The 13289-nt window shown below is 38.0% G+C and carries 13 protein-coding genes; 2 read left to right on the top strand and 11 right to left on the bottom strand.

All coding sequences use genetic code 11. The annotated features are described in order from the left end of the window. Positions 1-148: 148 nt before the first annotated feature. The 4 genes from kynB to kynU are packed head-to-tail and all read right to left on the bottom strand — an operon-like array spanning position 149 to position 4294. Positions 149-775: an arylformamidase gene (gene kynB / locus FG382_RS16075; protein ID WP_142539900.1), complete on the bottom strand. Its 627-nt coding sequence runs from the start codon at positions 773-775 to the stop codon at positions 149-151. A gap of 2 nt (positions 776-777) precedes the next feature. Next, on the bottom strand, positions 778-2130 hold the full coding sequence (locus FG382_RS16070) for a sodium-dependent transporter (RefSeq protein WP_142539899.1): 1353 nt from the start codon (positions 2128-2130) through the stop codon (positions 778-780). An 18-nt stretch (positions 2131-2148) separates the two neighbouring features. Beyond that, complete coding sequence (gene kynA, locus FG382_RS16065; RefSeq protein WP_142539898.1) at positions 2149-3003, bottom strand: tryptophan 2,3-dioxygenase; 855 nt, start codon at positions 3001-3003, stop codon at positions 2149-2151. A gap of 13 nt (positions 3004-3016) precedes the next feature. Continuing rightward, on the bottom strand, positions 3017-4294 hold the full coding sequence (gene kynU / locus FG382_RS16060; protein WP_142539897.1) for a kynureninase: 1278 nt from the start codon (positions 4292-4294) through the stop codon (positions 3017-3019). Between the two features lie 354 nt (positions 4295-4648). On the opposite strand from kynU, the gene FG382_RS16055 reads away from it, so the two are divergent. Together FG382_RS16055 and FG382_RS16050 are read left to right on the top strand one after the other, a co-directional pair. Beyond that, complete coding sequence (locus FG382_RS16055) at positions 4649-5545, top strand: PucR family transcriptional regulator (RefSeq protein WP_142539896.1); 897 nt, start codon at positions 4649-4651, stop codon at positions 5543-5545. A gap of 109 nt (positions 5546-5654) precedes the next feature. Then, positions 5655-6752 carry an ABC transporter ATP-binding protein gene (locus FG382_RS16050; protein WP_142539895.1) on the top strand — a complete coding sequence of 366 codons (1098 nt, stop codon included), beginning with the start codon at positions 5655-5657 and terminating at the stop codon, positions 6750-6752. 77 nt (positions 6753-6829) lie between these two features. Here FG382_RS16050 and FG382_RS16045 read toward each other — a convergent pair whose 3' ends face one another. From FG382_RS16045 to FG382_RS16015, 7 genes are all read right to left on the bottom strand, one after another. Continuing rightward, positions 6830-7720 carry an ROK family protein gene (locus FG382_RS16045; RefSeq protein WP_142539894.1) on the bottom strand — a complete coding sequence of 297 codons (891 nt, stop codon included), beginning with the start codon at positions 7718-7720 and terminating at the stop codon, positions 6830-6832. 17 nt (positions 7721-7737) lie between these two features. After that, positions 7738-8754: an SIS domain-containing protein gene (locus FG382_RS16040; RefSeq protein WP_142539893.1), complete on the bottom strand. Its 1017-nt coding sequence runs from the start codon at positions 8752-8754 to the stop codon at positions 7738-7740. 13 nt (positions 8755-8767) lie between these two features. Beyond that, positions 8768-9706 (bottom strand): 1-phosphofructokinase, encoded by a 939-nt coding sequence (gene pfkB, locus FG382_RS16035; protein WP_142539892.1) that lies wholly within the window; start codon positions 9704-9706, stop codon positions 8768-8770. After that, positions 9703-10545, bottom strand: a complete 843-nt coding sequence (locus tag FG382_RS16030) for a class II fructose-bisphosphate aldolase (RefSeq protein ID WP_142539891.1) — start codon at positions 10543-10545, stop codon at positions 9703-9705. Before FG382_RS16030 ends, pfkB begins: the two co-directional genes overlap by 4 nt. A 74-nt stretch (positions 10546-10619) precedes the next feature. Continuing rightward, positions 10620-11351, bottom strand: a complete 732-nt coding sequence (locus tag FG382_RS16025) for a GntR family transcriptional regulator (protein WP_142539890.1) — start codon at positions 11349-11351, stop codon at positions 10620-10622. 66 nt (positions 11352-11417) lie between these two features. Beyond that, entirely contained in the window at positions 11418-12611 is a 1194-nt protein-coding gene (gene nagA, locus FG382_RS16020; RefSeq protein ID WP_142539889.1) for an N-acetylglucosamine-6-phosphate deacetylase, read from the bottom strand. Then, positions 12608-13288, bottom strand: a complete 681-nt coding sequence (locus FG382_RS16015) for a YesL family protein (protein ID WP_142539888.1) — start codon at positions 13286-13288, stop codon at positions 12608-12610. The genes nagA and FG382_RS16015 overlap by 4 nt, the downstream gene beginning before the upstream one ends. Position 13289 lies beyond the last annotated feature (1 nt).

Raw genomic sequence — 13289 nt, 5'->3', positions numbered from 1 at the left:
TCTAGTATAAACACTAAATAAAAAATACGGTATGATTTACATCACTATTCTCCCCTGTTTCATTTAAATATCATCCGTAGTTTTCCATTTCGTCAAATTTGCAAAAAAAAGTCTTCTATCAGCAAACATCGCTAATAGAAGACTTTTCTCATATTGCTCGGATGACAGCTCTCACTGGACTACCATCCGCTCCTTGAATCTTTAATGGCAAAGCGATCATTTCATAATCCCCAGGTACTACGTCTTGTAGAAGTAAGTTTTCTAAAATATGCACCCCATGCAGATAAAGTGCATGATGCGCAGGCAATTCTTTATCATCTAAAGCATCAACAGAGGGATGGTCGACTCCTATTAAAAAAATACCTTTTTCCTGCAAGAAAGCACCGATATTTTCTTTTAATACGGGTATTTTTGTTGGAAATTGTTCCTCATTAACCCTTTTTGCAGTTTTCAAAAGTAATCGTTCCACTCCAGCAAGTTCAAATGCTTCCAGCTCTTCTCTTCCTATTAGATCTAGTCCTATGACATCTACTACTTTTGCGCGTCCAATATAAATATTAATGTCTAGCTGCTCTATTGTCGGTGCGTCACTGTCAAAGTGAAAGGGGGCATCGGCATGCGTTCCAGTATGCACACTTGTTGTGAAACGACCAATATTAACGGAGCCAGTCTCTTCTTTTGAGTAGGTTAGTTCAAATTGGAACGGCGTATCGCCCGGCCATGTTCCGATTTTTTTGGAAAAAGGCTGTGAAATATCGATCCATTGCTTTTCCATCGTCATCCTCCTAAGATCGGTAAAAGTGAGTATACCAATACAATAACAATCACGACCGGTACCATCCAGGTCATCAAAAAGCGCCAAGCTGTATAATATCCAGGAGCTAGTGTGCTGCTAAGCTTAAACTCTTCCTCGACTAATACTTTGTTCATCTTGTGAATAATAAAAATAGCTATTAACAAATTACCAAGTGGAAGCATCATATTACTCACTAAAAAATCCGTTGCATCAAATACGCTTTTTTGAAAGACTGTCACGTCCTTAAGTAAACTAGATGATAATGCGGATGGAACAGATGCAACAAAAATTATTCCTCCTATTATCCAAGTAATACCTTTACGTGCGTTCTTCCATTTCTCCATAAGCGCAGCAACAATAATTTCGTACATGCTAAAAGAAGATGTCAATGTCGCAAATAAAAACAAAATTAAAAATAGCGCTAAAAATACTTCTCCAAAGGGCATTTGGCCAAATACAGTTGGAAGAACGATAAAAAGTAATCCCGGTCCTTCAGTTGGCTCATAGCCAAAAGCATAAACGACCGGAAAGATAGCTAACCCTGCAAGCAACGATACGAAAATATTCATAATGACAACAGACCCGGCAGAATAAGGTAAACTCACATCTTTCTTTAAATAAGAGCTATATGTGACCATGCAGGAAAAACCGACCGCTAAGGCAAAAAAGGATTGCCCTAATGCATACAAAATAGATTCCCCTGTCGTCTTCGAAAAGTCGGGAGAAAGGAAAAACTTCACACCTTCCATGGCACCGTCCAGCGTTAAAGACCTAATGACAAGTATAAAGAAGAAAATAAATAATAAGGGCATCATCAATTTGTTCGCTTTCTCAATACCATTTTGTACACCTGAAGAAATAACCCATACGTTTAGTAACGTAAACACAAGCAATCCTACTAGCGTAATCCAAGGAGTACCGATAATGGTACCAAACAACACATCTGAGCTTGTATTATCCGTAATGACATTTCCCACAACCGACATACCGCTGTATACTAAAATCCATCCCCCGACCACACTATAAAAAGATAATAATAGGAAGCATCCAACGACACCAAGCCTCCCAATCCACACCCATGCACTTTGTGGTACTAACTTTTTATAAGCAGTGATTGCTTCTTCGCCAGATCCTCTACCAATAATAAACTCAGATATTAACATTGGAAGTCCAATTAGTAACGTTAAACAGACAAAGATTAAAAAGAATGCCCCCCCGCCACTTTGTCCAGTCACATATGGCATTTTCCAAATAGCCCCGAGTCCAATCGCTGCTCCAGCAGAAGAAAGGATAAAGCCTAATTTGGTAGACCATTGACCTCTATTCGAATTCATATACTTCCTTCTTTCCTCTTAAAGACTAGTTCTCAAATCCCACAGTTCAGGAAAAAATCGATGATCTAGCACTTTGCGTAAATAATTCACACCGGATGAACCACCTGTTCCAGTTTTAAACCCAATAATGCGTTCTACTGTTTTCATATGACGGAAGCGCCATTGCTGTAGCCAGTCCTCCACATCTACGAGCTTTTCTGCTAACTGATACAAATTCCAGTATTTATCTACATTTCGATATACTTCTTTCCAGGCATTAGCAACCGACTCATCTCCTCCGTAAGTCACGGAATAATCGCGGTTTAAAACAGTTGGGTTAATTTGAAATCCTGCTTTTGCTAATGCCTGAATCGACACATCATAAATACTTGGTGCATTGTACACTTTTTCTAGCTGCTCGAACAATGCAATATCCTGCTCGTAGATTTTAAGAATATGCTTTGTTTTATAGCCAAGGGCAAACTCGATTTGCCTATACTGAAAAGATTGAAATCCGGATGCTTTCCCTAGTTTATCACGAAACTCCAAATACTCAGCAGGTGTTAATGTCGAAAGTACATCCCACGCTTGAATAATCTGTGTTTGGATTTTCGTTACACGTGCAAGCATCTTAAAAGCCGCCTGCATTTTATCATCTTGAATCGCTCGAATAGCACTAGTTAATTCATGCAATATTAACTTCATCCAAAGCTCACTTACTTGATGAATGATGATAAATAGCATTTCATCGTGATGACCTGATAACCGTTTTTGGCTAGATAAAATGCTATCTAGCTGTAAATAATCACCGTACGTCATATCTTCACGAAAATTAGTATGAATTCCTGTCTCACTCTTCAACTTATCATGCAGTTTTGAAATATCCTCCGACATGGAGCCCCTCCTTTTACGCTATAACTTCTCGTTTGTTTTCATACTTTTTATATGACTCTTCTTTCATTATCTTCTTTAGAATTTGTACGGTTTTCCACACATCTAGAAATGAGTTATACAAGGCAACAGGCGCTAAACGTATGCCATTTGGAGAACGGAAATCTGGGATAACTTGATGTTCTTTTAATGCTTTACAAATGCGAGCTGCTTCTTCATGGACCAAATAAATATGTCCCCCACGACGTTCGTGTTCCATGGGACTTGCGATTGCAAATTGATAATCGCTCAGTTCCTCCTCTATTAACAATGTCATATAATCCGTTAATTTCAACGATTTTTCTCGGATTGCATCTATTCCTGCTTCCGCAAATATTTCCAATGAACCATATAATGGAGCTGCACTTAAAATATTCGGTGTTCCAATCTGATAAGCACCTGCATTCGAAGCTGGTGTCATTTGAATCGAAAGGTCAAATTGCTTTTCTTTATCAGAACCAAACCATCCTGCAAGTCCTGGTTTTTGTCCGAAATGTTTTTGATTTACATATAATCCTCCAACTGCTCCTGGTCCGCCGTTCAAATGTTTGTAATTACACCAAAAAGCAAAATCTACATCCCAATCACTTAGCTCATGTGGAACGGAACCAATTGAATGACATAGATCAAATCCAATCAAAATATTTCGTTCATGTGCAGCTTCCGTCAACTCTTTTATGTTTAAAATTTGTCCACTTCTATATAACACACTCGGCAATACGATAAGCGCAACATCCTCTTTCATTGCTTCTATAATATCTGCTTCATTTAACGTATTTCCATCATTACTTTTGACTAATACCATATGCTCCTTTGGATCGTACCCATGCAAAGATAACTGACTACTAATCGCGTATATATCAGAAGGAAAGTTCAACTCATCTGCTAAAATTTTCGTGCGTGCCCCTTTTGGATGATAAAAGCTTGCGACTAACTGATGTAAATTCGAAGTCGTTGATCCTGTAATCATTACTTCTTTTTTATCCGCTCCTACAAGTGGTGCGCACATTTCACTTAATCTATCAGAGAAATAAAACCATGGTTGCTCTCCTTTCATCCACCCATCAATCCCATGTTTCTTCCAAGAATCTAATAATGATAGCAATGACTGCTCTGCCCTTTTTGACAGCAATCCTAAAGAATTCCCATCCATATAAATAACATCTGGTTGCAAATAAAACTCAGCTCGTAACTTTTTCAAAGTATCTTGTTCATCTAATTCCCTTGCCTGACTCACCGTTGTATCTCTTTTCATTCCTAATATCACCATCCCTTTTTATTTTTCCTAATTTTCTTTCTATTTCATATAAATGATAGACTTTCAGTGATATAGTGTCAATTAAACTAAAATACCATCCGTTCAAGCTTATGACCGCTTTGTTAACAAAAAATGCAAAATTTCTTTGGGTGATTTTTTTCACATTCATAGCTTCCAGAACCTTCCCTTTAATAATTAGGTCATGTCAAACAAGTTTTGGTGATTTATAATAGATATATAGGGACTTATCCTTTTTGTAATATAGTATCCATTATTTATGATCATTAATATTAAAAGCTAAAAAGAGAACATTTAAAGTTCCAATAGCTTCAAGATAGGAGATTTCATATAATGTCCACTAACTTAGCGATACTTTTTCCATCTATCGAACTATTACCTGAATGCCCAATTTTAAATGAAACACATACATATATCTTTCACAATGAAAATTCGAACTGTTGGATGACCATCGACAAAAATGAAGTATCTGATCGTGAATATGCACTGCTTTGTTCTCTGTTTCGAGAAGTTAAACCAACTGGTCTCACCAATGAATCTCTATCAGAAAAATGGATTGAGTTCCTTCATGACAAAGGACCTGTCCCTCTTAAAGAGGATACCGAGATCCGCATTATTCAATTGCATTTTAAAGTGGAAGAAGAAATAGAATCCCATTTGGAAGAGGCAGTCAAACTATTTTTTGACGATGCCATGCGACTCGTTTTTATTTCTTCAGAAGATGCAGTCCTTATCGAAGAGAAGTCTTCCTATATACATACTCTAGATGACTTCTCTTCTTTTATCGTTGCGCTTGAAAGTGATTTTTTCATCAAGGTTAAAATGTATGTAGGGAAATTTCATCCAACAACTATGCCCTTTTATTCCCATTTTATAACAGAAAAAGAATGGTTCTTCAAAGGCCTGTCACGGAATCGAGCTGAACGAATATATTCGATGGAAAAGACTTTTCCTTTTACCCTGATAGACCAAATATCAGAAGAAATGAAACAGATGATCCACAAAGAAGTATTAGAACCAATTGAATACGATATAGAGTTATTACAATCAGTTCAATTCCTTTTCGAAAATGGCTTCAATGCTTCGGTGGCAGCAAAGAAATTGCATGTGCATCGAAACACACTTCAATATCGCCTTACTAAATTTCAAGATATGACGGAAATTAATGTACGTAATTTTGATGGGGCACTTGTTGCTTATTGCGCAAGTTTGATTGCAACCGAGAGGTAGACAAATCGCACATTTTAAAAAACAGAAAATTGTGCACATCTTACATATCATGATTTCTCTAGGATTGGTAACCTATCTATAGAAAGAGAAAATAGAGGAGTTGCTTACAATGGAGAAAATGGTTCTTGAAAATATATACAAAGTATACGATGATGGTGCAACAGCTGTTTCTAACTTTGATTTGCGTGTCCAAGATCAGGAGTTTATTGTTCTAGTTGGTCCTTCTGGCTGTGGAAAATCAACAACACTTCGTATGATTGCAGGGCTTGAAGAGATTTCTGAAGGTGATTTTCGTATCGATGGAAAATCGATGAATAATGTCCCACCAAAAGAACGAGATATCGCAATGGTATTTCAGAACTATGCACTTTATCCACATATGACTGTATATGACAATATGGCTTTCGGTTTGAAACTCAGAAAATTCTCTAAAGTGGAAATCGATAAACGTGTTAAAAATGCTGCTAGCATTCTTGATCTCGAAGCTCACTTAGATAGGAAGCCAAAAGCATTGTCAGGTGGTCAACGCCAGCGTGTCGCGCTTGGTCGTGCGATTGTTCGTGATGCAAAAGTATTTCTTATGGATGAACCACTATCGAATCTAGATGCAAAATTACGTGTTCAAATGCGTGCTGAAATAGCAAAGTTACATCAACGACTGAAAACAACAACGATTTATGTAACACACGACCAAACGGAGGCAATGACAATGGCATCACGCCTTGTCGTTATGAAAGACGGACTAATCCAGCAAATTGGGACACCTAAAGAGGTGTATGAGAATCCAGAAAACATATTTGTAGGTGGATTTATCGGCTCACCCGCGATGAACTTTTTCGAAGGTAAAATCACGGATGGCTATTTCAAAATTGGAAATGTTGCATTGAAGATTCCCCAAGAGAAACTTGCGATGCTAAATTCACAAGGATATAACAATAAAGAAATTCTTCTAGGAATAAGACCTGAACATATATCAGAAGACCCTGAGATAGTAGCTCAATCTTCCGAGTCAACTGTAAAAGCAAATATCGAAGTATCGGAATTAACTGGAGCAGAATTGATGATCTATTCTGCTCTCGAAGGACAACAGTACATTGCTCGTATAAGTTCAGATTCACATATTCAACCTGGTCAAAAAATTGAACTATCCTTTGATATATCAAGAAGCCATTTCTTCGATAAGGAAACAGAAAGTCGTATTAGATAAAAAGGGTGTAAGCGCACTTAAAAATTTCTTGAACTTTAAAATATAAACCCTCGTCCAACTTAGACGAGGGTTTATATTTATTTTATATTTATAACTCTGGAAGCTGCACCACGTATACCTGCTTCTCCCTTATAGATGCTTGCTTCTATACGTTCTTCTTTACCCTTTAATAAAGGATGGTGGAGATACTGTCCAACCTCTTTTCGGACCGCTTCAATAAGCGTTGGATGATGATTGAATACACCACCACCAAGTACAATACAATGTGGATCGGTGAAGACGAGAATTTGATAAACTTCTTTTGCAAGTGCAGTTACTGCTTCATTTATTATTCTTGCAATATGAACATTGCCTTGATAATAACCCACCATCATCTCTTTTAAAGATAGTTCGGGATTATTAAATTGTTTTCGTCCTTTTAATTCTAGTGCAGGACCAGAAACTAGAGTTTCAAGACTGGTATCTGAAGTTCCCGTTAAACTAAATCCAATTTCTCCCGCCATTCCACTTCCTCTTAAAAACAATCCCTGATGAATCAAGCAGCAAGAAATACCTGTACTCAGCGTCATGTAAACCATCGTTTCTGAAGAAAAGCCACGAGTTGTATACTCTCCCCAAGTGGCCATATAAACATCATTATCCATCATAATTTTGGATTGCGGAAACTCGCTTTCAAGTCTTTCTACCAACGGGAAATCCCTCCACGGTAAATTATTCTGAAAAACAGCTATACCTTTTTCAGCATCCACAATTCCTGGTATTCCTACTGCAATCCCATTTATATCATCAAAATTTACACCTTCATTTATACACAGAGAGCGGAATGAATTAACCAGGCACTGAAACAACAGTTCCTCGTCTTTTTTTTCACTTAATGATTCGTTCGTCTTCACAACAGTTCCGTCATTTTTAAATAGTGCTGTTGCAAGTTTTGTACCTCCGATATCCGCTGCGAGAATGTATCCCATCTATAATCACCTTCCGATTATGACAATTTAACAACTTGAGTAAGATTTCGAGGCTGATCTGGATCGAACCCTAAATGCATCGCTCGTTGATACGCTAGTAATTGAAGATAAGGAACATAAATAGCATGTCGGTTCAAATCACTTATTGTGTTTGTCAATTCAATAATGTGATCTGCAACAAACCCTTCAGCTACTGGTCCGATGGTAAGTACGTATCCACCAAGCTTTTGGATATCCATAACAAGTTGTTGATCGTAGTCTTTTGTCTCCAGTTGAGTTAATAGGATAACTACTGTTGAATCGTCTACTATTGAAATTGGACCGTGTCTAAACTCCAAGCTTGAGTAGCTTTCGCATTCTGTTTGTGTCATTTCTTTTAGCTTCAAAGTAGCTTCTTTTGCAATTCCATTATATGAACCTGATCCAAGGAAGATAAAGCGTTTCTTCGTTAAATCTTCCGCCACACCTTTTGTTAAATCTTCTAATGTTAATGCAGCCTCTACCAACTCTGGAACTTGTTTAAGTTCTGTCAAATTTTGAGTAGAACGTCCTTGCCTTGCCGCGAATACTTGAAGTGCAAACAGCATATTGGAAAATGATTGGGTCATCACAACGCTTTTTTCCGTAATATGATCAAGTGCAATAACTTGATCTGTTGCCGCTGCCATAGGTGTATCCCCGTTACACGTGACTGCTAATGTACGAATATCAGCATTGCCCTTTAAATGATCGAGCGCGATAAGAATTTCAGAAGTCGTTCCTGATCTAGATATTCCAACAACAAAATATTTCTTTCCAGGAACAATTGTCGTTGATGTGTGTAGAAATAGCTCAGACGCAGGAACTGCAGAAGCAAATTGACCCGTCACTGTTTGATAATATTTAGCCGCAGAAGCTGCCAAATAAAAAGATGTTCCACACCCCGTGAATAATACATGGTCTACATTCACTTGTTCCATTATTAGATTGTCTACAAGTTCTAGTGTCTTTTGTAATTGTTCCGCCTGTCCGACTATTTCATTATACGTATGCATAAAATTCATACCCCTATCTATCTTTTATTTTTTCGATAGTAATTTGCTCCATTAATACTTCCACTTGCCCCAAATCAATAAAACCGATTGCTCGATACATCGCGTTAACTGATCCACATGCTATTGCTCGTTTATAAGCTGTGCTAATTTCTTCATTTTGAGCTAACCCGTATAGCAGTCCCCCTACAAAAGCATCTCCACTTCCTACAGTATTGATGACGTCAATCGATGGTGCATTTGCTTTGAAATACCCATATTGGTTGACGAAAATTGCCCCTTCTTCGCCCAACGTAAGGCATACATGGTCAATTCCTTCACTAACAAAGCGCCCCCCTGCTTCGAGCAATTCAGTTTCAGTTATAGCAGTTTTACCTAGGATTGCTGCAATTTCATGCTCATTTGGTTTTATTGCAAATGGTTTTGCTTCGATTCCATTTCGTAATGCATCACCACTTGAATCGAGTACCGCTTTCGCACCATTGGCATGTATAATTTGTATCAGCTCTGCATATGCAGTGGTTGGTAGTCCTTTCGGCAAGCTACCTGACAATGCAAACCATTTGACGATTTTAGACTTCTGTTTTACCCATTCGAGCATGGATTGCCATTCCTCTACGGATATTTCTGGTCCACTCTCAAGAAGTTCTGTCACTTTACTATTCAATGAATCTAGCACTGTTAAACAAATTCGACTTTCACCACTAACTGATATTAATTCACTTGGAATAGCACGTTTTTTTAAAAGTTGTCGAATTTTCTTTCCGTTAGTCCCCCCCGCAAATCCACCAACATTCACTTCTGCACCTAAGTATTGGAGTACCTTTGCAACATTCATGCCCTTACCCCCGGCCTCCTGAGTAATAGCAGAAACTCGATTTGTCCCTCCAACATCCAATGACTCCACTTCATACACTTGATCAATTGCAGTATTCAATGTGATAGTTGTAATCATTTTTGTAACATCATGATCTTTCTTTTAACTAACTCAATTAATGCCTCTCTTGCAGGTATGAAATATTTACGCGGGTCATTTTCATTTGGATTATCTTGAAAAAAAGCTCGTACTTCTTCTGCAAATAAATCTTTCAATTCGGTTGAGAAATTCACTTTCGCTACTCCATAATCTAATGATTTACGCACACTTTCTTCCGGTACCCCTGATGCTCCATGCATAACGAGCGGAATATTGGTCAGTTTTTGAATTTTATCTAGCAGATCAAATTGAAGTTTAGGCTCCCTCTTATAGTTACCATGTGCAGTTCCAAATGCAGGAGCAAACGAATCAATACCAGTCTCTCGCACAAATCGTTCTGCCGCTTCTGGATCAGTAAAAAATGCTTCACTCTCCTCCACCACAAAATCATCTTCCACTCCACCGATTGTACCTAGTTCTGCTTCTACCGGAACACCGATAGGGCCAGCTGCATCCGTTACTTTACGTACAAGTGCAATATTGTCTTCTAATGAAAGCTTTGAACCATCAATCATGATAGATGTATAACCAGCTCGCAAACATTCCATTACGACGTCAAATGATTCACCATGATCAAGATGCAATGCTACTGGTATTTTTGCTTGTTCAGCAGCAGCTTTTGCCATAGCAATCATATAAGGCATCTCCACATACTTATACGTACTGGAAGTAGTTTGAAGGATGACTGGGGAACCTACTGATTCCGCACCAGCAATTACTGACTTAATAATTTCTAGATTATGCGCTCCGAATGCACCGATTGCATAGTGGTTTGTATGAGCGTCTTTTAACATTTCTTTCGTTGTAACTAGCGTCATAAAATGACCCCTTTCGTTAGTGGGTTGTTGGTACAACTAAATCTATTTTAAAACTCATAGAAATTTCTATGAGTTTAATGAAGATCTGTGTAAAATCTGCAGCGATCTCCTCTTACAATTGAAATACAAAACTCGACAGGTTGTTCATTCGTGTCATATGCAGTTCGCTCCAATAACAAAGCAGGTTTCCCTACTTTCGTCTGAAGAAGTATACTTTCCTCTTCTCGAATTAAAACCGGCTCGAATGCTTCTTTTGCACGAACTACAGTCACGTTATAACGTTCAGCCAATAAATCATATAGGGACGAGGTTCCTACTTCGTACAGAACCGACATATCCTGTATAACCGACTTTGGCATAAACGATGATTCAAGTATAATTGGCTCCCCGTCCGCACAGCGTAATCTCTTCATTTCAACTACATTTTCGCCTTTGGGAAGTTGCAATCCATCCCTCACAGTTGCAGAAGGTTCAACTTCTTTTACTTCAAGCACTTGGTCAGTTGGATGAAGGCCTTTTTCATGTAAAACTCGACTAAAACTATAAAATCCACCTAAGGACTGCTCAAATTTAGGTTTGGAGACGAAGGTTCCTTTCCCTTGAACCCTATAAAGTATCCTTTCTTGAACCAATTCTTCAATCGCTTTCTTAGCTGTATTTCTACTTACCTGAAACATTTCCATTAAACGATTTTCCGAATCAATTTTATCTCCCGGCTTCCATTCACCTGCACGAATCCGAGCATCTAACCGTTGCTTTAATTGATGATATAATGGAATAATACTTCCTTGGTCTAACGGCTTCATATCTTTTTCATCCTTCTTCTTACGTCTTCACAATTTCAATATATCATCAATTCAGAAAGATTTACATCATTTAAATGCATCTTTACATTGAAAAGCAATAACCCCTCTGCAAATCGTCAATTCGACTTCTCCATTTATACCAAGAATTACGATGTCAGCATCTTTCCCAGCTTGAATGGATCCTTTTCTATCAAAGAGACCTAAACGTTTAGCTTGGTTTATAGATGTAACCTGTATCTGTTCCAGAATCGTCAAACTAAGCCATGTGCGTAGATTCAGCCTTGCTTTGTTCATTGTCACTATACTACCCGCAAGAGATCCAGTTGACGTTAATAAACATTTCCCGTCACGAACTGTCACGTTCTGTCCGCCTAAATCGTAAATTCCATCAGGCATCCCCTTCGCTCGCATTCCGTCGGTTATAACCAAAATACGTTCAAGTCCTTTCATTCTTACTACTAGTTTCAATAAGTCTGCATGAAAATGAATACCATCTGGAATTACTTCAACATAAACCTCATCATGTAGAAGTGCACCGCCCACAACACCTGGATCACGGTGGTGCAATCCTTTCATACCATTGAATAGATGAGTCGCATGTGTTATTCCTTGACCTATAGCTTGAACTGTTTCATTGTAAGTTGCATTTGTATGTCCCATCGATGGAATAACTCCTGCTAGTCGAAGTTTCTTTAATAGCTCAAAATTGGCATCTAATTCAGGAGCAAATGTTACAATTTTAATAGCATCTCCAGATAGCTCCTGCCATTCTTCAAACAATTTACAATTAGGTGGCAGGATAGCATCTTCTGGTTGGGCTCCTTTTTGTTCTTTGTTGATAAAGGGTCCCTCCAAATGGATTCCTACCATTTCTGCGATACCCGCTCTACTACTATTTCTTTTGTAGCTAGCAAGATTCTTAAGTGTACTACTAATTCTCGAAAGCGGATTTGTCATCGTTGTCGCCAGATAAGAGGTAGTCCCTTCTTTGGCAAGCGCAAGAGCAATACCATCAATAGTCTCTTGCTCTGAATCCATAAAGTCATATCCCCCAGCCCCATGCACATGTATATCTATCATTCCAGGAATAACATATTGTTTATCCGTGCAATCAAACACTTCTTCCTTATTATTAATGGGGGGACAGTCTGCCATTTTTCCGACAGATTCGATTTTTTCACCCTTAATATGAACAAACCCATCTTGTATAACTGATTTTTCAAGCACAATAGTAGCATTGGTTAAATAGATATTTTTCATATTGCACCCTCTTTAAATGACTGTATTGAATTTTTCTCTTCCTCCAACTGTAATGTTCCATCGTATTCACCTTTCAACCGGAAAATTTGAGATGACATCCAAGTAAGAAACAATATTGTTAGACTCACTCCGAAAAACGGTAGAAGTCCAGGTATGAATAAGAAAATTCGATATAGTATGTAGAGCCCGATAAAGGACCCAAGAACTTGAAGAGGGAACGAAATACTTAGTAAAAGAGATGTTGAAAAATAACGTGCAAAAGGTAGGTCATAATGTGCATATACTTGGAATATATTCATCGACATTACAGCATACAAAATCGAAATCATAACAATTACTGTTAACATAAACAAAGCGTACGTCCCTTTCATCGTTAGTGCAATCTGCAAATTGATGATCAGAAAATAACCGATACCTATTAAAATAACTCCAATCTTATTAGAATTAACAAACTCCTTTTTATACGTAACCCAATAATTTTTTAATAGTGTTCGCAACTCATCTTGTCCTTGCATTCTTTTTCTCATTACTCCAAAGAGCCCCACTGTAGCAGGAGAAACTCCAAAAATTACTAGACCGAGTAGTGTCAACCCAATCCACATCAGTTGCAATACTGCAAGCATCGTCACAAATTCTACGAACCAGTATAGTTTTCCTTTCCATCCATTTAAATCCAAT

Origin of the sequence: Psychrobacillus lasiicapitis, assembly GCF_006861795.1 — a bacterium.
GTDB classification, from domain to species: Bacteria; Bacillota; Bacilli; order Bacillales_A; family Planococcaceae; genus Psychrobacillus; species Psychrobacillus lasiicapitis.
Note: the sequence above shows the minus strand (reverse complement) of the source record. Positions and strands in the feature narration are given on the sequence as shown.